17 protein-coding genes are annotated in these 17,752 nt (G+C 71.4%); 8 read left to right on the top strand and 9 right to left on the bottom strand.

The annotated features are described in order from the left end of the window. Positions 1–131: 131 nt before the first annotated feature. Positions 132–1,925 carry an acetyl/propionyl/methylcrotonyl-CoA carboxylase subunit alpha gene (locus ACXJKD_RS01565; RefSeq protein ID WP_457252568.1) on the bottom strand — a complete coding sequence of 598 codons (1,794 nt, stop codon included), beginning with the start codon at positions 1,923–1,925 and terminating at the stop codon, positions 132–134. A gap of 146 nt (positions 1,926–2,071) precedes the next feature. On the opposite strand from ACXJKD_RS01565, the gene ACXJKD_RS01560 reads away from it, so the two are divergent. From ACXJKD_RS01560 to ACXJKD_RS01545, 4 genes are all read left to right on the top strand, one after another. Beyond that, positions 2,072–2,920, top strand: a complete 849-nt coding sequence (locus tag ACXJKD_RS01560; protein ID WP_457252567.1) for an aldo/keto reductase — start codon at positions 2,072–2,074, stop codon at positions 2,918–2,920. A gap of 105 nt (positions 2,921–3,025) precedes the next feature. Further along, positions 3,026–3,880 (top strand): tryptophan 2,3-dioxygenase, encoded by an 855-nt coding sequence (kynA, locus tag ACXJKD_RS01555; protein ID WP_457252566.1) that lies wholly within the window; start codon positions 3,026–3,028, stop codon positions 3,878–3,880. Positions 3,881–4,027: 147 nt separating this feature from the next. Next, on the top strand, positions 4,028–4,555 hold the full coding sequence (locus tag ACXJKD_RS01550) for a SigE family RNA polymerase sigma factor (protein ID WP_457252565.1): 528 nt from the start codon (positions 4,028–4,030) through the stop codon (positions 4,553–4,555). Beyond that, the gene (locus ACXJKD_RS01545; protein WP_457252564.1) at positions 4,552–5,340 is read left to right on the top strand and encodes a hypothetical protein; all 789 of its coding nucleotides are present in this window, start codon (positions 4,552–4,554) and stop codon (positions 5,338–5,340) included. The genes ACXJKD_RS01550 and ACXJKD_RS01545 overlap by 4 nt, the downstream gene beginning before the upstream one ends. A 4-nt stretch (positions 5,341–5,344) precedes the next feature. On the opposite strand, the gene ACXJKD_RS01540 is transcribed toward ACXJKD_RS01545, so the two are convergent. Then, positions 5,345–6,724 (bottom strand): glucose-6-phosphate dehydrogenase, encoded by a 1,380-nt coding sequence (locus ACXJKD_RS01540; protein WP_457252563.1) that lies wholly within the window; start codon positions 6,722–6,724, stop codon positions 5,345–5,347. Between the two features lie 76 nt (positions 6,725–6,800). Between ACXJKD_RS01540 and ACXJKD_RS01535 the strand changes: the two genes are divergently transcribed. Beyond that, positions 6,801–7,790, top strand: coding sequence for a PfkB family carbohydrate kinase (locus ACXJKD_RS01535; protein WP_457252562.1), 990 nt, complete (start codon positions 6,801–6,803; stop codon positions 7,788–7,790). Between the two features lie 10 nt (positions 7,791–7,800). On the opposite strand, the gene ACXJKD_RS01530 is transcribed toward ACXJKD_RS01535, so the two are convergent. The 4 genes from ACXJKD_RS01530 to ACXJKD_RS01515 form a co-directional block, all read right to left on the bottom strand. Continuing rightward, positions 7,801–8,526, bottom strand: a complete 726-nt coding sequence (locus ACXJKD_RS01530) for a M50 family metallopeptidase (protein WP_457252561.1) — start codon at positions 8,524–8,526, stop codon at positions 7,801–7,803. Positions 8,527–8,568: 42 nt separating this feature from the next. After that, a complete protein-coding gene (locus tag ACXJKD_RS01525) occupies positions 8,569–9,558 on the bottom strand; it encodes an SDR family oxidoreductase (protein WP_457252560.1) in 990 nt (329 codons plus the stop codon). A gap of 203 nt (positions 9,559–9,761) precedes the next feature. Beyond that, positions 9,762–10,514 carry a hypothetical protein gene (locus ACXJKD_RS01520; RefSeq protein ID WP_457252559.1) on the bottom strand — a complete coding sequence of 251 codons (753 nt, stop codon included), beginning with the start codon at positions 10,512–10,514 and terminating at the stop codon, positions 9,762–9,764. Position 10,515: 1 nt separating this feature from the next. Next, a complete protein-coding gene (locus ACXJKD_RS01515) occupies positions 10,516–10,962 on the bottom strand; it encodes an SgcJ/EcaC family oxidoreductase (RefSeq protein ID WP_457252558.1) in 447 nt (148 codons plus the stop codon). 90 nt (positions 10,963–11,052) lie between these two features. On the opposite strand from ACXJKD_RS01515, the gene ACXJKD_RS01510 reads away from it, so the two are divergent. Beyond that, positions 11,053–11,670 (top strand): TetR/AcrR family transcriptional regulator, encoded by a 618-nt coding sequence (locus ACXJKD_RS01510; RefSeq protein WP_457252557.1) that lies wholly within the window; start codon positions 11,053–11,055, stop codon positions 11,668–11,670. Positions 11,671–11,686: 16 nt separating this feature from the next. Here ACXJKD_RS01510 and ACXJKD_RS01505 read toward each other — a convergent pair whose 3' ends face one another. Then, positions 11,687–12,136 (bottom strand): MerR family transcriptional regulator, encoded by a 450-nt coding sequence (locus tag ACXJKD_RS01505; RefSeq protein ID WP_457252556.1) that lies wholly within the window; start codon positions 12,134–12,136, stop codon positions 11,687–11,689. Positions 12,137–12,276: 140 nt separating this feature from the next. On the opposite strand from ACXJKD_RS01505, the gene ACXJKD_RS01500 reads away from it, so the two are divergent. Together ACXJKD_RS01500 and ACXJKD_RS01495 are read left to right on the top strand one after the other, a co-directional pair. Next, complete coding sequence (locus tag ACXJKD_RS01500; protein ID WP_457252555.1) at positions 12,277–13,458, top strand: acyl-CoA dehydrogenase family protein; 1,182 nt, start codon at positions 12,277–12,279, stop codon at positions 13,456–13,458. Between the two features lie 58 nt (positions 13,459–13,516). Further along, on the top strand, positions 13,517–15,130 hold the full coding sequence (locus ACXJKD_RS01495; RefSeq protein WP_457252554.1) for an acyl-CoA carboxylase subunit beta: 1,614 nt from the start codon (positions 13,517–13,519) through the stop codon (positions 15,128–15,130). A 23-nt stretch (positions 15,131–15,153) separates the two neighbouring features. On the opposite strand, the gene ACXJKD_RS01490 is transcribed toward ACXJKD_RS01495, so the two are convergent. Next, positions 15,154–15,816, bottom strand: a complete 663-nt coding sequence (locus ACXJKD_RS01490; protein ID WP_457252553.1) for a Maf family protein — start codon at positions 15,814–15,816, stop codon at positions 15,154–15,156. A gap of 31 nt (positions 15,817–15,847) precedes the next feature. Next, complete coding sequence (locus tag ACXJKD_RS01485) at positions 15,848–17,743, bottom strand: Na+/H+ antiporter (protein WP_457252552.1); 1,896 nt, start codon at positions 17,741–17,743, stop codon at positions 15,848–15,850. Positions 17,744–17,752 lie beyond the last annotated feature (9 nt).

Below are 17,752 nucleotides of genomic sequence, written 5' to 3'. Positions count from 1 at the left end.
CCCACCGCCCACCGGGCTGGCTCCACGGAGCTGACCTTCCACACCACGGCGCCGCCTCCCGGCTGGGAGGCGGCGCCCGTCATGCTCGGCGTGGTGCAGGGGATGACGTGGTGCGAGGTATGCCGCGCGCGTCAGTCCTTGATCTCGGCGATCACGGCGCCGTTGGTCACGGTCTGGCCCACCTCGGCCACGAGTCCGGTGATGGTCCCGGCCTTGTGGGCGTTGATCGGCTGCTCCATCTTCATCGCCTCGAGGACGACGACCAGCTCGCCGGGGGCGACCTCCTGGCCTTCCTCGACGGCAATCTTGACGATGGTGCCCTGCATCGGGGCGGTGAGGGAGTCGCCCGAGGCGGCCGCACCGGCCTTGGAGCCACCGGAGCGTCGCGGCGCCTTCTTCTTCGCGGCGCTGGAGCCACCACCGAGCGACAGCCCGCCGGGGAGCACGACCTCGAGGCGCTTGCCGCCGACCTCGACGACCACGCTCTGGCGTTCGCCGGTCTCCTCGGGCGCCTCGGCCACGACACCCGAGTAGGGCGCGATCTGGTTGTCGAACTCGGTCTCGATCCAGCGGGTGTGCACCGAGAAGGGCTTGTCGCCCTCGGGCGCGAAGGCGGGGTCGGCCACGATGACGCGGTGGAACGGCAGGACGGTCGGCATGCCGTCGACGGTGAACTCGGCCAGCGCGCGCCGCGAGCGCTCGAGCGCCTGGTGCCGGTCGCTGCCGGTGACGATGAGCTTGGCGAGCATCGAGTCGAACGCGCCACCGATGACGTCGCCGGCGACGACACCGGAGTCGAGGCGGACCCCCGGACCGGACGGCGGCTCGAACACGGCGACGACACCGGGGGCGGGCAGGAAGCCGCGGCCGGCGTCCTCGCCGTTGATGCGGAACTCGAAGGAGTGGCCGACCGGGGCGGGGTCGTCGTAGCCGAGGGCCTCGCCGTTGGCGATGCGGAACTGCTCGCGCACCAGGTCGATGCCGGTGACCTCCTCGGTGACCGGGTGCTCGACCTGGAGGCGGGTGTTGACCTCGAGGAACGAGATCGTGCCGTCCTGGCCCACGAGGAACTCACACGTCCCGGCACCGGTGTAGCCGGCCTCGGTGAGGATCGCCTTGGACGCCCGGCGCAGCTCGGCGTTCTGCTCGTCGGACAGGAACGGTGCGGGGGCCTCCTCGACCAGCTTCTGGTGGCGACGCTGCAGCGAGCAGTCCCGGGTGGAGACGACGACGACGGTGCCGTGGGTGTCGGCCAGGCACTGGGTCTCGACGTGGCGCGGCTGGTCGAGGTAGCGCTCGACGAAGCACTCGCCGCGACCGAAGGCGGCGACCGCCTCACGGGTGGCCGAGTCGAACAGCTCGGGGATCTCCTCGATGGTGCGCGCGACCTTGAGGCCGCGACCGCCGCCACCGAAGGCCGCCTTGATCGCCACGGGCAGCCCGTGCTCCTCGGCGAACGCGATGATCTCGTCGGCGTCGGCCACCGGGTCGGCGGTGCCGGGCACCAGGGGGGCGTTGGCGCGGGCGGCGATGTGGCGGGCCTTGACCTTGTCGCCGAGGGAGTCGATGGCGTCGGGGGAGGGGCCGATCCAGGTGAGTCCGGCGTCGAGGACCGCTTGGGCGAAGGAGGCGTTCTCGGCGAGGAAGCCGTAGCCGGGGTGGACCGCGTCGGCCCCGGACTTGCGGGCGACCTCGAGCAGCTTCTCCTGCACCAGGTAGGAGTCGCCGGGGGTCGCGCCACCGAGCGCGTAGGCCTCGTCGGCGACCTTGACGTGCAGGGCGTCGCGGTCGGGATCGGCATACACGGCAACGGAGCCGATGCCGCTGTCCGCGCACGCCCGCGCGATGCGGACGGCGATCTCGCCCCGGTTGGCAATGAGGACCTTGGAGATCGGCTTCGTCGTCGTCTCGGAGATGGGCGCCATGCGCCGGAGCCTAGCCCGTTTCCGTGACGTCACCCCCACCCACCCGGTGTGGCCTCGGTGACACTCGGACGGCCCGGGTGGTACCTCCCCGTCCTGACCGGTGACCCGTCAGGAAACCGTTGCGGGCGCGGCATACAGTCGAGTCCATGACCTCAGTCCCGAACCTCCAGCTCTCCACCGGCGCCGACCCGATCGACATCCCCCAGCTGGGGTTCGGGGTGTGGCAGGTGCCGGACGCCGAGGTCGAAGCGGCCATCGCGACCGCTCTCGAGGTCGGCTACCGCAGCATCGACACCGCGCGGCTCTACGGCAACGAGGAAGGTGTCGGGCGGGCCATCGAGCGGGCCATCGAGGCAACCGAGCTGTCCCGCGACGACCTGTTCGTCACCACCAAGGTGTGGAATGACGACCACGGGTTCGAGCCCACGCTCGCGGCCTTCGACGCCTCACTCGGTCGTCTCGGCCTCGACGTCCTCGACCTCTACCTCATCCACTGGCCCACGCCGGCCAAGGACAACTACGTCGACACCTGGAAGGCGCTGCTCAAGCTCCGTGACGACGACCGGGTCCGGGCCGTCGGGGTCTGCAACTTCGAGATCGACCACCTGCAGCGGCTCGCCGACGAGACCGGCGAGCTCCCCGCCATCAACCAGGTGGAGCTGCACCCCTACCTCCAGCAGGCGGCCCTGCGCGAGTTCCACGCGGACCACGGGATCCTCACCGAGGCGTGGAGCCCGCTCGCGTCCGGCGGCTCCGTCCTCGACGACCGGGTGGTCCGTGACATCGCGCAAAAGCACGGGGTGACGCCGGCGCAGGCGATCCTGCGCTGGCACCTGCAGATCGGCAACGTCGTCATCCCCAAGTCCGTCACCCCGAGCCGGATCGCCGAGAACTTCGACGTCTTCGGGTTCGAGCTCGACGACGAGGACCTGGCCGCGTTCACCCCCCTGGACCGTACGGAGCGCACCGGCCCGGACCCGGTCGCCTTCAACTGAGACAGACACCGCCGTATGCCGCGTGGGCGCCCTCCGACCGGGGCGCCCCACGGCCGGTGGTGACCAGGTCCGGGCGGCCCCGGCCCGGGCCCTAGGGTGGGCGCCATGAGCGGTGACGACGCGCGGTCGGTGCGAGAGATCGAAGAGGGCGTGCAGCGGGACTTCTCCGCGGCGATGTCCTACGGCGACTACCTGGGGCTGGACCAGCTGCTGTCGGCACAGCACCCGCGCAGCCAGCCCGCGCAGCACGACGAGCTGCTGTTCATCATCCAGCACCAGACCTCCGAGCTCTGGCTCAAGCTGATGCTGCACGAGCTGCGGTCGGCCCGGGCGCTGCTCACCACCGACGAGCTCGCCCCGGCGCTGAAGCGGCTGGCGCGGGTCAAGCGGATCCAGGAGGTCCTCACCGACCAGTGGTCGGTGCTCGCGACCCTCACCCCGAGTGAGTACGCGGAGATCCGGCCCTTCCTCGCGACCAGCTCGGGCTTCCAGTCCTGGCAGTACCGCGCCGTGGAGTTCCTGCTCGGCAACAAGAACGCCGACATGGTGAAGGTCTTCGAGCACGACGAGGCGGCCCGCTCGATGCTCGCCCAGCTGCTCGAGGAGCCCAGCCTCTACGACGAGTTCCTGCACTATCTCTCCCGTCGCGGCTACGCGATCCCGGCCGAGCTGCTGGAGCGCGACGTCACGCAGCCCTACCGGGAGAACGACGCGCTGGTCGACACCTTCGCGGCCGTCTACGCCCGCCCGACCGAGCACTGGGGCGTCTACGAGACCTGCGAGGAGCTCGTCGACCTCGAGGACAACTTCCAGCAGTGGCGGTTCCGTCACCTGCAGGTCGTCACCCGCACCATCGGGCACAAGAAGGGGACCGGCGGCTCGTCCGGCGTCGACTTCCTGCGCCGGGCCCTCGACCTGACCTTCTTCCCCGAGCTCTACACGGTGCGCACCCGCGTCTGATGGTGCGACCCTGAGGACGGCAGCGCGCCCCGCGCGTGGGTGCCCGTCCGCCGGTCACCGGTGGTCGCACGACTGAACCTGACGGCTTCCTCGCGGCGTTGAGGGGGTAGAGGGTCCACTCAGCTGGTCCTTCCTCGAGGAGGGGTGATGCGGCAGAGCGACGAGGACCGGTTCGCCGACTTCGTGCGCGTGCACAGCGCGACGTTGTTCCGCACCGCGTACCTGATGACCGGTGACCACCAGCGCTCCGAGGACCTCATGCAGACGACCCTCGTGCGGGTCTACCAGCGGTGGCCGAAGGTCGACGCCATGGAGCGCCCGGTGGCCTACGCACGCAAGGTCCTGGTCAACCAGGCCGTCTCCTGGTGGCGGCTGCGCTCGTCCCGCGAGGCGCTCCTGGTGTCCGTGGCCGAGCCCTCGTGGGGTGACCGCGTGGACGAGCTGGCTGAGCACGATCGGGTCTGGCGCGCCGTGCTGAGCCTGCCACCTCGCCAGCGGGCGGTGATGGTGCTCCGCTACTACGAGGACCTGACCGAGGCCGACATCGCCGAGACGCTCGCGATGGCACCCGGCACGGTGAAGAGCCACAGCCACGCCGCAGCGAGGAGGCTGGCCGAGCTGCTGGCCGAGCCCGTCGGCCACCGCGCCCTACCCGCCACGGAGGCAACGTCATGAGCATCGACCAGCGGCTGGCCCGGGCGATGCGTCGTGTCGCGGACGAGGTGCTCGTGCCACAGGTCGACCTGACCGCGGTGCGCTCGGCCGCCCGCGCGCACCGGATCCGCAGGGCATCCGTGGTCGCCACGGCCGCCGCCGCGGTGGTGCTGGTGGCCGCGACCTCCCTGGTGGGTGGACGCGGCACCAGCGCGCCGCAGCCGGCCACGACCCCCGACCCGCAGTCGTCCACATCGTCGTCCAGGCAGCCGTCCCTCCTGACCTACCGGTCGAGTCAGTACGACCTCACCCTCCAGTACCCCAAGGACTGGACACCGAACGCGGCGATCCGCGCCTGGAGCTGGACCACCGACGTCAAGGACTGGCGGAGCCCTGCGCACGACTGGTTCAAGGCGCCCGAGGACTCTCCCACCGGCGACGTCAGGGTCAGTGTCTGGAACGCCCCGCTCGACCCGGACACGCGCCAGGAGACCTACGCCTACCTCCTGGCGTGGGTCGAGGACTACTGCGTGAAGTCGGGCGACTCCCCCTGCACGGGGATCGACAACCGAGCGATCCAGCTGTGCCTCGAGCCGAGGGACTGCCACCCAGGCCTGCTGGTGCCGTTCGACCATGACGTTCTGGCGTTCTTCGGCGGAGGTGACTCGCAGCGTGATGCCATGACCATCGTCGCGGTATGGCGCCCCGAGTGGGACGACTCCGTGCGGCCCTATGGCGGCGCTCGAAAGCTCCTCGAGGCGTTCCTCGCGACCATGGACGTCCGCCCGAACACCCGACCGTCGTGACGGCCTACGGCGTGAGCCAGCCCTCAGGCCCGTCGGACCCGGCGGCATACGTCTCCAACGGCACCCGCCCGTCGGCCCACGCCTTGATGACCGGCTCCATCACCCGCCAGCACTCCTCGGCGGCGTCGCCGCGAACAGTCAGCAGCTGGCTGCCGTCGAAGATCTGCGCCAACACCTCGCCGTAGGGCTGCATGCGGGGAGCCGCCAGCAGGGCCGTGAGGGTCTTCTGCTCGAGGTCGACGGGGTCGCCCTCGGCGTTCATCGTCAGCGTGAGCGACACCGCCCCCGGCTTGAGGTCGATGGTGAGCCGGTCGCCGTCCGACCCGCCGACGAAGCCGGTCGGCAGGTGCGGCACGTCGCGGAAGTGGGCCACGATCTGCTTGCGCGGCGCACCCAGGGCCTTGCCGCTGCGGACGACGAACGGCACCCCCGCCCAGCGGCTGTTGGCCACCTCCAGGGTGACCTGGGCGAGCGTCTCGGTGGACCGCTGCGGGTCGACCCCCTGCTCCTTCGCGTAGTCCGGCACCTTCCGCAAACCGATCGTGCCGGCCGTGTAGCGGGCCCGCCGCGACGACCGCTTGGGGGAGCCGCCCCAGACCTTCGTGGCCCGGAGCACCTGCGCCTTCTGGTCCTGCAGCTCGCGGGCGTCGAGGGTGGCGATCGACTCCATCGCGAACAGCGCGAGCACCTGGAGCAGGTGGCTCTGCAGCATGTCCTTGAGCGCCCCGGCCCCGTCGTAGTAGCCGGCCCGTCCCTCCAGCGCGAGGTCCTCGTCGTAGACGATCTCGACGCGCTCGATGTGCTCCGCGCTCCAGATCGGGGCCAGCATGCGGTTGGCGAACCGAAGGCCCACGAGGTTGAAAACCGTTGCCACGCCAAGGAAGTGGTCGATGCGGAAGATGTCCTCCTCAGCCACCACCTTGTGCAGCAGGGCGTTGAACGCGACCGCCGATGCGTGGTCGGTGCCGAACGGCTTCTCCAGTGCGAGCCGGGTCGTGTCCGGCAGGTCGACGTGCTGGAGCAGGTCGCAGACCTTCATGGTCACCTGCGGCGGCAGGGCGAAGAAGATCACGAGGGGCCCGTCGCCGCACCCCGCGACGAGCGCGCGCAGAGCCTCCTCGTCGAGCAGGTCAGTGCGGAGGTATGCCGTGTGCCGAGTCACCGCGGCAGTCACCTTCGCGGCCGGCTTGGCCGCGGCGAACGAGTCCTTGACGCGCGCCTTCCAGTCCGCGGTCGAGAGGTCGACCCGGTCGGCACCCACGACGCGGACCGACCGCGCCGGCTCGACGGCGAGCAGGCTGGCCAGCCCCGGCAGCAGCAGCCGGTGGGTGAGGTCACCTCCCGCGCCGAGGATCAGCAGGGTGGTCTCGGGAGGGGTCGCCATGTCTGGCAGCATTACACGGCCACCCGGGCGGCGCGTGGGCAGCGTGGTCGGTGACCACGCGGCATACTCCCTCAGCATGACCACGCACGAGCGGCAGTCGCGCGGCCCCCGAGTCATCCACACCGCGCAGGCGCTGGTCGACGAGGTGGTGGAGGTCGACGCGCTGCCGGTGCGTGGGGGCAACGCCGTCGCGCAGTCCTACGCGCGGTACGCCGGCGGCGCGGTGAACATCCTCGTCGCGGCTGCCCGGTCGGGCGCGGACGCGGTCCTCGCGGGGGCCGTCGGCACCGGCGCGAACGGCGACCTGGTGCGTGCCGCCCTGGCCGCCGAGGGGGTGTCCGTGAGCAGCCCGCCGGTTCCTGACCTCGACACCGGTATCTGCTTCGTGATGATCGAGCCCAGCGCCGAGCGCACCTTCGTGACGACCCAGGGTGCCGAGCGACGGATCACCGTGGAGTCGCTCGCCACTGCGGCTCCGGTGGGGGGCGACCTCGTGTGCGTCAGTGGTTTCTCGCTCGTCGGGCTGACCCGCGACCCGCTGCTGGCCTGGCTCGACGGGCTGGACCGCGGGGTGGTGGTGGTCCTCGACCCCGGCGCGGCCTTCGCCGACCTCACCGACGACCTGCGGGAGCGGGTGCTGGCCCGCACCGGGGTGTGGACCAGCAACGCCGACGAGGCGGCTGCGCTGACCGGGCGGTCCGACCCGGCCGCAGCGACCGAGGCCGTGGCCGACCGGCTGCCGGCCGGTGCGGTGGCCATCGTCCGCGATGGTCCCAAGGGCTGCTGGGTGCGCGAGGTCGAGGTCGTGGGCGAGCCGACCCACCTGCCGGGCTTCCCGCAGGAGCCGGTCGACACCAACGGCGCGGGCGACACCCACACCGGCGTGCTCGTCGCGTGCCGGGCGGCGGGTGCCGACTGGGAGACCGCGGCTCGGCGGGCCAACGCGGCCGGCGCGATCAAGGTGACCCGGCGTGGCCCGGCGACCGCGCCGACGGCGACCGAGATCGACTTGTTCCTCCACCAGCAGGGCCTCGACGAACAGGGACTCGCGCTGTCGAACGCTTAGGGCGGCGGCGCTACCCCCAGGCGACGGCGAGCTGGAGGGCGGCAAGGACGGTGGCGACGGCGCAGACGACGACGAAGCTGGCGTTCCAGACCACCCGTGGCACGTGCGTGAGGGAGGCGAGCACGCCCGGGTCGCTGCCCGCGGTGCGTGACGCCATGGCCGCACCGAGGTGCCGCCAACCCCCGACGATGAGCACGATCCCGGTTGCGACCAGCACCTGCGCCTGCAGACCGTCGTCGCGCCACCACCACACCGCCGCGGTCGCGGCCAGGGCGACCACCATGACCGCCGCGGTGAGCAGCGACCGCACCCGCACCAGGGCGAGCAGGCAGATCCCGAGCACCACGGTGAGCACCGGTGCCGCCCACCCGCGACCGGCCGCCCAGACCAGGGCGGCGCCGACGACCGCCGGCGCCGGGTAGCCGGCCCAGGTCGAGACCACCCGGCCAACACCACGCGCGGGGCCGACGGTGACGGCGTGGCCGGACATGTCGCCGCGCAGCACGAACCCGGTGAAGCGGCGACCCACGGCCAGGCCCACGAGCGCGTGGCCGAGCTCGTGGACGAGGGTCACGACGAGCCGCAGCACCTGCCAGACCGGTGGCACCGCGACCACGAGGAGCGCGGCGACCACCGCCACCGTCAGGGCAGGGGCGCCCATCGCCACGTCGCCGGAGGCGGTGACGATCCGGGTGCGCAGCTCGTCCCAGTCCACGGCGGCGAACCTAGCCGACATCGCTGTGACCTGCATGAACGGCTCGCTGAGGCCGGGGGGCGATCAGACCCGGTGCGCGGCGATGAGCCGGTCGTAGAGCGCGTCGAGGTCGGCGTCCACGACCCGTCGGGCCGAGTCGGCGTCGTGCCAGTCGACGATCTCCTGCGCTCCCTGGCGGAAGGGCACGACCGCCTGCCAGCCGGGGACCAGACCCTTGATCTTGCTGTTGTCGAAGACCATCGTGTGGGCCTTGTCGCCCAGGAGGCTCGCCCCGAACTCCTCGTCGACCGCGGCCACCGCGTCCGACGGCACGTGCACCAGCCGGGGCTCGACGCCCGCGGCCTCGGCGATGTCGGTGTAGATGCGGTTCCAGCTCGGGGCCTCGTCGCCGGTGATGTGGAAGGCCTCGCCGATCGCCTCACCATGCCCGAGCAGGCCGACGAAGGCCCGCGCGAAGTCGGTGTGGTGGGTGATCGTCCACAGGGAGGTGCCGTCGCCGTGGACCAGCACCTCCTTGCCCTGACGCATCCGCTCGATGGTGGTCCAGCGCCCCTCGAAGGGCGGCAGCGTGTGGTCGTAGGTGTGCGAGGGGCGCACGATCGTCATGGGGAGCTCGTCGTCCCGGTAGGCCCGGACGAGCAGGTCCTCGCAGGCGATCTTGTCGCGGGAGTACTGCCAGAACGGGTTGCGCAGGGGCGTCGACTCGGTGACCGGCAGACGCGTTGGGGGAGTCTGGTAGGCCGAGGCCGAGCTGATGAAGACGTACTGCCCCGTGTGGGTGGCGAACTGGTCGAGCTGCTGCTGCACCTGGTCGGGCGTGAACGACAGGAAGTCCACGACGACGTCGAACTCGCGCTCGCCGACGGCGTCGCGCACAGCCACCGCATCACGCACGTCAGCCGTGAGCGCCTCGGCGTCGGGATGGGCAGGGTGCGTGGTGCTGGTGCCTCGGTTGAGGATCGCGACGTCCCAGCCCTTGGCGACCGACTCGGCGACGCACGCCGAGCTGATCACGCCGGTGCCGCCGATGAACAGAACGCTCTGACTGGCCATGTCGCGAGCCTAGGACCACGGATGCGGGCCTGCCCCTCGCGTCCGTGGTCCTGGGCTCGCATCGCGGCGACACTGCCGGGGTGCGTCGCCACCGCGACGCTGGCTGTGGCTATGCACTGCCCCCGGATGTGGGGCAGTGCATAGCGTCTCGCTCGCGTCCACCGGCGGTGCGGCAGGAACGCCGGGCAGCGGTGACCGGACGGTCAGGCGGTCGACCTCGAGGGCGTCAGACGGCCCCGAGCGGTGAGCGCGGCTGCCCCGACGAGCCACAGGGCCAGACCGGCCTGCAGGGGGAACAACCCCGCCACGCCGACGTCGTGCGTGAGGTTGATCAACGGTCCGGCGACGGCATACCCGAGGCCGCCCACCACGGCGGGAACGGCGAGCACCCAGGCGGACCGGGTGCGGACGGCCAGGGCCACGACCACCGCGAGTGCGGCGCCGGTCAGCCCGAGCAGGGGAGTCGCGCCGACCTGGAGCATGGCGTGCAGGTCGAGCACCGGGGTCTCGTGGTGGTGCGTGAGCCCGTCCAGGTCGCGGTCGGCGAGCAGGTGCGGGACGCCCTCCAGGCCGCCGAGGACCCACCCGGCGGCGGCGATCCGGGCCCACCGGCGGACCGCGGCGGAGGCCGCGTTGCGGGACAGCACCAGGAACGCCACCGCGGCCAGCAGTGTGCCGGCCAGCAGGAGGAGGTGCGCGATCGGCCAGGTCGGGGCGCCGAGCATGGAGGCCAGGTAGTCGTCGACGGTCTCGCCGTGGCCGTGCGGGTGCAGGTTGCCCCCGGCGCCGAGCAGCACACCGGCGGCGCCGAGCAGGGCGGCCGTGCGCCAGCGGGAGCGCGGGGCGACTGATGGCGTGGCGATGCCGGACGGGGCCGCCGTCGCGGTGCCGGACGGGGTTGCTGTGGCGGCGGACGGGGTTGCTGTCGCGGCGGACGGGCTGGTCGCGGTCACCATGTCAGCGCCCGATCAGGGTGTTGTGGGTGGCCGCGACGCTCCAGCCGCCGTCGGGGTCGCGGACCACGACGCTGGTGGACATCGCCTGGTGGGTGCCGGCCAGCGGTCCGGCCGGGACTCGGAGGGTGTTGCGCGAGACCGCGAGGACGACTCCGTCGGCGAGCTCGCGGGCGGAGACGAGCTCCATGCTGTTGACGCTCCCGGCGTAGATGGTGGCGAAGATCCCGGCGTGCCCGCCCCCGATCGCCTCCGCGTCCTGGGCGTGCTGGCCCTGGACGGTCACGAAGGACGCGTCGGGACGGTAGACCGCGCCGAAGGCGGCGCCGTCGGCGGCGTTCCAGGCGCCCTCGAGCCGGCGCAGCACCTCGGTGGCGATGTCGTCGGGGGTGCGGTCGGTGGCGGAGCCGGTGACTGAGCCGGTGACGCGGGCGGTGGTGATGGTGGTCATGTGATCGTCCTTTGGTTGAGTGTCTGCCTATTGATTAGAGCATTGCTCAGTGAATATAGACCTGCTCAGTCAACCTGTACAGTGGTCTGCGTGACCAGTTCCAGGACGTACCGTTCCGAGCTGCGTGAGCAGCAGGCCGAGCGCACCCGCCTGCTGATCGCCCGCTCGGCCCGCGAGCGCTTCCTGGAAAAGGGGTGGTCGGGCACGAGCGTCCGATCGGTGGCCAGCGGCGCCGGCGTCTCCGAGGCGACCGTCTACCACGTCTACGGCAGCAAGGCCGGACTCGCGGCGTCCCTGATCGATGCAGCCGAGGAGAGCGCCGACGTCGCACGCGTGGTTGCCGAGATGGCCTCGTTCGTGGGGGACCCGTCCGCCCAGCTGCGCGCCTTCGTGGGCTTCGACCGGCGCCTGTTCGAGCGCGGCGGTGACGTCCTGCGCGTCGTCGCGGAGGCCCGCCGCCAGGAGTCCGACCTCGCCGCTGCGTACGAGGTGGGGCGCGGACGGGGAGAGGCGCAGCGTCGTCGGCTCTTCGAGTCGTGGCCGGCCAAGGCCTGGGCCAAGGGCGTCGACGTGCAGACCGCCCTCGACACCTACGCGATGGTGGTCTCGCTCGAGGCCTACGACATCGCGGTGCGCGAACGCGGCTGGAGCCCCGACGCGGTCGAGCAGTGGTGGCACCGCCTGCTCGCCGAGCTCCTCCTGCGCTGAGGCGCGGCGCCCCGGGTCAGCCCAGCCGGTCGAGGTCGGCCCGGCAGCGGCGCTCGAACTCGGCGAGCTCGGTCAGCGCGTCCTCGAGGTCTCGCCGGCGCTGCTCGAGGTCGGTGCGGCGTTCGTCGATCTGCCCGAGCACGTACTCGAGCTGGCTGGCCTTGCCGCGCGGCCGGTCGTAGAGGTCGATGATCGTGCGGATCTCCTCGAGCGGGAACCCGAGCCGCTTGCCCCGCAGGATCAGGGCCAGGCGGGTGCGGTCGCGGCGGTGGTAGACCCGGGTGGTGCCGCGCCGCTCGGGGGTGATCAGACCGAGCTCCTCGTAGTGCCGCACCGTGCGGTGGGTCACCGCGAACTCGTCCGCGATCTCCCGGATCGTCCACGACCGGTCGGCCGAGTGGTCGACCTTCTCGACGACCGTCTCGACGACCGTCTCGTCGACCTCGGTGGCGGCTGGGGCTGGCATACCCGTGAGTATTGCTTTACGTTTACGTCAACGTCAAGCACATCACCCCCGTCAAGCACCACCACACCCACGGTATGCCGCGTGGCCGGGAGCGGGTCTTCGATCAAGTCCGTCCCGGCGCGCACCACGAAGGAGAACCGATGTTCGAGCTGAGCAAGGAGCACGAGGACTTCCGCAAGGTCGTCCGGGAGTTCGCCGAGGCCGAGGTCGAGCCCCACATCGCCAAGTGGGACAAGGACCACCACTTCCCGAGCGACCTGGTGCCGAAGATGGGCGAGCTGGGCCTGTTCGGCCTCGTGGTGCCCGAGGAGTTCGGCGGGATGGGCGACGACGGCGACTTCACCTCGCTCTGCGTCGCCATCGAGGAGCTCGGTCGGGTCGACCAGTCCATCGGCATCACGCTGTCGGCCGGGGTGGGCCTGGGCATCAACCCGATCCTGACCTACGGCTCGCAGGAGCAGAAGGAGCGCTTCCTGCCCGACCTGGTGGCCGGTCGCGCGCTCGCCGGGTTCGGCCTGACCGAGCCCGACGCCGGCTCGGACGCCGGTGCCACGCGCACCAAGGCGGTCCGCGACGGCGACGAGTGGGTCGTCAACGGCTCCAAGGCGTTCATCACCAACTCCGGCACCGACATCACCTCCGTTGTCACCGTCACGGCCCGGACGGGCACAAACGACGACGGCTCGGCCCAGCTCAGCGCGATCATGATCCCTTCCGGCACACCGGGATTCACCGTCGAGCCAGCCTACGACAAGCTCGGCTGGCACGCCTCCGACACCCACGGGCTGACCTTCGAGGACTGCCGCGTCCCGGCCGGGAACCTCCTCGGCAACGAGGGCGAGGGCTTCAAGCAGTTCCTCAAGACCCTCGACGACGGTCGCATCGCGATCTCGGCGCTCGCCGTCGGCATGAGCCAGCGGATGCTCGAGGAGACCACCGAGTACGCCAAGACCCGCAAGGCGTTCGGCAAGCCGATCGGCGTCAACCAGGGCGTCTCGTTCCAGATCGCCGACCTCGCCGTGATGGTCGAGGCGTCCCGCCAGCTGACCTACAAGGCCGCCTGGCTCAAGGACGAGCTGGAGCACGGTCGCCGCTCGGTCAAGGAGGTCAAGCAGGCCGCCGCGATCTGCAAGCTCTACTCCACCGAGGCCGCCGTCACCGCGACCCGCATCGCCACCCAGGTCTTCGGCGGCAACGGCTTCATGGAGGAGTACCCCGTGGCCCGCTTCTACCGCGACGCCAAGATCCTCGAGATCGGCGAGGGCACCTCCGAGGTGCAGCGCATGGTCATCGCCCGCCACCTCGGCCTGCCGACCGCCTGATCCCGTGGCAACCGTCCCAGACGCAGCAACTCACGAGGCAGTGCGACAGGGTATGCCGGTGACCTCCACCCCCGCGTCCGTCCCGTCAGAGCCCGCCGGCCAGCCCCCGTTCGCCGTCGGCGGCGACAGTGGGTCCGACCCCAAGGTGACCGACGTCCGCGAGCGGCTCGCCGCGGCATACCTCGCCTCCGCGACTGCGCCGGCGAAGGCGCAGGCGAAGCTCGACGACCAGGGCAAGCTCTATGTGCGCGACCGGATCGCGCTGCTCTTCGACGAGGGGAGCTTCGTCGAGGACGCGCGCTACGCGAACGCCACGGCGACCGGCCTCCCGGCGGACGGCGTGGTCACCGGACGGGGGACCGTCGACGGCCGGCCCGCGATCGTCATCGCCAACGACCCCACTGTCAAGGCCGGGTCGTGGGGTGCGCGCACGGTCGAGAAGATCGTGCGGGCCACCGAGATGGCGCTGCGTGAGGAGCTGCCGGTCTTCTGGTTCGTCGACTCCGCGGGTGCCCGCATCACCGACCAGGTCGAGATGTTCCCGGGCCGACGCGGCGCGGGGCGCATCTTCCACAACCAGGTCGCGCTGTCGGGCAAGGTCCCGCAGATCTGCTGCCTGTTCGGTCCGAGCGCTGCGGGCGGGGCGTACATCCCGTCGTTCACCGACCTGATCATCATGGTCGAGGGCAACGCCTCGATGTACCTCGGCAGCCCGCGCATGGCGGAGATGGTGGTGGGTGAGAAGGTCTCGCTCGAGGACATGGGCGGTGCACGGATGCACTGCACCGTCTCCGGCGTCGGCGACCTGCTCGTCGGCGACGACACCGAGGCCATCGAGATGGCGCGCCTCTACTTCTCCTACCTGCCGTCCAGCTGGCGCACCGACCTGCCGAGCTACGCGCCGGAGGAGCCGTCGGTGCCGCTGACCCGACACACGGTGCCCGAGCGCGAGAGCCAGCCGTTCGACATCCACGAGGTCATCGACGGCCTCGTCGACGACGAGTCGTTCTTCGAGATCAAGCCGCTCTTCGCGCCCGAGCTCGTCATCGGGTTCGGGCGGATGTCCGGCGAGACGGTCGGCATCGTGGCCAACAACTCGATGGTCAAGGGCGGCGTGCTCTTCACCGACAGCGCCGACAAGGCGGCCCGGTTCATCTGGTTGTGCGACGCCTACTCGATCCCGCTCATCTACCTCGCCGACGTGCCGGGCTTCATGATCGGCTCCGAGGTCGAGCGCGGCGGCATCATCCGCCACGGCGCCAAGATGGTCTCGGCCGTCTCCTCGGCCACCGTGCCGCAGTTCTGCGTGATCGTGCGCAAGGCCTACGGCGCCGGGCTCTACGCGATGGGTGGGCCGGGCTTCGGTCCCGACGCGACGATCGCCCTGCCGACCGCCCGCATCGCGGTGATGGGGCCGGAGGCCGCCGTCAACGCGGTCTACGCCAACAAGATCGCGGCGATCGAGGACCCCGCCGAGCGAGAGCAGTTCGTGCAGGACATGCGGCGGGAGTACGAGGAGGACGTCGACCTCGAGCGGCTCGCCGCCGACCTGGTGCTCGACCAGATCATCGAGGCCGACGCGCTCCGGGCCGAGCTGCTGCTGCGGCTGCGCTACGCCAAGACGCGCGAGCGTCACTTCGCGACCAAGCGCCGCGACATCCCGCCCGTCTGACCGGGCCCGGCCCGGTCAGGGGCTCAGCCGCGCTCGCCCTGGGCGCCGCGGTGTGCGGAGCTGAGCAGCTCGTGCCATGGGAGCCCCAGCTCGAGGAGGAGCTCGCGCAGCAGCGGCAACGACAGACCCACGACGTTGCTGGGGTCGCCCTCGATGCCGGTGACGAAGGGACCGCCGAGCCCGTCGATCGTGAAGGCCCCGGCGACCCGGAGCGGCTCGCCGGTGGCGACGTAGGCCTCGATCTCGTCGTCGGTGAGCTTGGCGAAGTGCACGGTGGTCGAGGCGGTCGCGCCGAGCGTGGCGCCGGTGCCGCCGTCGGCCTCATCGCGGGTGTCGACCACCCAGTGACCGGTGTGCAGGATGCCGGAGCGGCCCCGCATCTGGCGCCACCGCGCGATGGCCACGGCGGGTGACGAGGGCTTGCCGTGGATCTCGCCGTCGAGGTCGAGCACGGAGTCGCACCCGATGACGACCGCGTCGTCGATCTGGTCGGCGACGTCCTCGGCCTTGGCCCGGGCGAGCACCAGGGCGACGTCCTCGGCGACGAGCTCGCCGTAGGTCTCCCGGGCCGCCGCCGTGACGGCGTCCTCGTCGACCGAGCTCACGACGATGCTGGGCTCGAGTCCGGCGGCGGCGAGCAGCTTGCGGCGGGCGGGGGAGGCGGAGGCGAGGACGAGGGTGGTCACGAGGTGAGGCTACCGACCCCCGGGCATGGACTCAGCCGAGCTGGTCGTCGACGAAGCACCAGCGCCAGGACTCCCCGGGCTCGAAGCTGCGCATGACCGGGTGCTCGGTCTCGCGGAAGTGGGCGGACGCGTGCTTGTGGGGTGAGGAGTCGCAGCAGCCGACGTGACCGCAGTCGAGGCACAGCCGCAGGTGCACCCAGGTCGTGCCGTCGCGCAGGCACTCCTCGCACCCGTGCGGGCTGGTCGGCGCCACGAAGCGGTCGTGGTGGGCGGCCAGGTGCTCGCACTCGTCCTCGGCCCGCTCCGGCGGCAGCAACGGGTCCTCGCGCAGCTCGTCGGAGCGCTCCTCGATCCGGTCGAGCATCGACTCCTCGATGTCGAGCTGGGCGAAGACGTGGCCGAGGACCTCCTGGTCGACGGTGCCACCGTCGCGGATCCGCAGGAGCTCGGCGCGTTCGGCGTCGAGCATGATCATCCGCACCCGGCGGTAGGTCGCGCTCGGCGTCTCCACCGCGTCGGCCCGCCCCTGGCCGAGCCGCTCCCACACGATGTTGGTGCGGGTCTCGGCGCGTCCGCGGAGGGTCTCGATGATGTCGCCGTCGACGTCGTCGTGCTCCTCCAGCGCCTTGAGGCCGGCGGCCACCGACGACTGCAGGATCGTCGCCTCCTGGAGGGCGTCCTCGCGGGGGTCCGGACCCCGCACGCCGAGGGCCTTGGCCAGCCAGGGGAGCGAGAGTCCTTGCAGGAGCAGGGTCGCGACCGTGACGGCCATGGCGGCCAGCACCAGCGTCGAGCGCTGCGGGGTGTTGGGTGGCAGGGCGAACGCGGCGGCGAGCGTGACCACGCCGCGCATGCCGGCCCACGAGATGACGGCGGCGGCCTTGGGGTGGAACTTGCCCTCACCCTCCATGAACTTGTGCTGCACCCACTTGAACGGGAAGACCCAGATCGGCCGGATGATGATCACGGTCGCCAGCACGGCCAGGCAGGTCGCCACGATCGTCCCCCACCCGGGGCCGGTGTCGTTCGCGTCGGAGACCAGCCGCCGCATCTGCATGCCGAGCATGAGGAAGACGACGTTCTCGAGGATGAACTGGATCGTGGACCAGTTGATCCGTTCGCTGACCCGCGACGACGCGTTCTGCACGATGGGCGACTTGTGCCCGAGCAACAGCCCCGCGACGACCACCGCGAGCACGCCGGACCCGTGCAGCTGCTCGGCCGGGAGGTAGGCGAGGTAGGGGACGATGAACGAGATCGAGGTGTCGATGGCCGACTCGGTGACCTTGCGTCGCACGTACGCGATCACGACGCCGACCAGCACCCCGAAGCCCACCCCGAGCACCACGGCACGGGTGAAGTCGAACGCCACCGACCCTGTCGAGACCTCCGAGGCGTGCTCGCCCGCGACGGCGGCAGCGAGGGGGAACGCCGCGATGGCGGTGCGCAGCGACACCAGGGCGGTGGCGTCGTTGACCAGCGACTCGCCCTCGAGGATCGTCACGATCCGCCTGGGCAGGCCGATCCGCCGGGCCACGGCGGTGGCCGCGACGGCGTCTGGTGGCGCGACGATCGCGCCGAGGGCGAACGCCACCGCGAAGGGCACGCCCAGGAGCCAGTACACGACCAACCCGACCCCCGCCGCCGTGAACAGCACCAGGCCCACGGACAGCCCGAGGATCGGGGCCCAGTTGGCGCGGAAGTCCACGAGCGACGTGCGGATCGCCGCGGCATACAGCAGGGGCGGGAGGAGGCCGACGAGGACGACCTCTGAGCTCAGCTCGGGCTCGGGGATGAACGGCACGTAGCTGACCGCCACCCCCACCACGAGCAGCACGAGGGGCGCGGCCACCCGCAGCCGCTGGGCGAACCCGGCGACGAGGATGACGGTGCCGATGATGGCGACGATCGCGCCGGCGGTTCTCACCCGCTCATC

It is taken from the genome of Pedococcus sp. P5_B7 (assembly GCF_054049895.1).
The sequence above is the reverse complement of the archived record's forward strand: the minus strand, read 5'-3'. Positions and strand labels throughout refer to the sequence as shown.

What these genes read in the sequence shown, in the direction of transcription:
- ACXJKD_RS01565 (WP_457252568.1), bottom strand. Translation starts at nt 1,925, where the DNA reads ATGGCGCCCATCTCCGAGACGACGACGAAGCCGATCTCCAAGGTCCTC.
- ACXJKD_RS01560 (WP_457252567.1), top strand. Translation starts at nt 2,072, where the DNA reads ATGACCTCAGTCCCGAACCTCCAGCTCTCCACCGGCGCCGACCCGATC.
- kynA (WP_457252566.1), top strand. Translation starts at nt 3,026, where the DNA reads ATGAGCGGTGACGACGCGCGGTCGGTGCGAGAGATCGAAGAGGGCGTG.
- ACXJKD_RS01550 (WP_457252565.1), top strand. Translation starts at nt 4,028, where the DNA reads ATGCGGCAGAGCGACGAGGACCGGTTCGCCGACTTCGTGCGCGTGCAC.
- ACXJKD_RS01545 (WP_457252564.1), top strand. Translation starts at nt 4,552, where the DNA reads ATGAGCATCGACCAGCGGCTGGCCCGGGCGATGCGTCGTGTCGCGGAC.
- ACXJKD_RS01540 (WP_457252563.1), bottom strand. Translation starts at nt 6,724, where the DNA reads ATGGCGACCCCTCCCGAGACCACCCTGCTGATCCTCGGCGCGGGAGGT.
- ACXJKD_RS01535 (WP_457252562.1), top strand. Translation starts at nt 6,801, where the DNA reads ATGACCACGCACGAGCGGCAGTCGCGCGGCCCCCGAGTCATCCACACC.
- ACXJKD_RS01530 (WP_457252561.1), bottom strand. Translation starts at nt 8,526, where the DNA reads ATGTCGGCTAGGTTCGCCGCCGTGGACTGGGACGAGCTGCGCACCCGG.
- ACXJKD_RS01525 (WP_457252560.1), bottom strand. Translation starts at nt 9,558, where the DNA reads ATGGCCAGTCAGAGCGTTCTGTTCATCGGCGGCACCGGCGTGATCAGC.
- ACXJKD_RS01520 (WP_457252559.1), bottom strand. Translation starts at nt 10,514, where the DNA reads ATGGTGACCGCGACCAGCCCGTCCGCCGCGACAGCAACCCCGTCCGCC.
- ACXJKD_RS01515 (WP_457252558.1), bottom strand. Translation starts at nt 10,962, where the DNA reads ATGACCACCATCACCACCGCCCGCGTCACCGGCTCAGTCACCGGCTCC.
- ACXJKD_RS01505 (WP_457252556.1), bottom strand. Translation starts at nt 12,136, where the DNA reads ATGCCAGCCCCAGCCGCCACCGAGGTCGACGAGACGGTCGTCGAGACG.
- ACXJKD_RS01500 (WP_457252555.1), top strand. Translation starts at nt 12,277, where the DNA reads ATGTTCGAGCTGAGCAAGGAGCACGAGGACTTCCGCAAGGTCGTCCGG.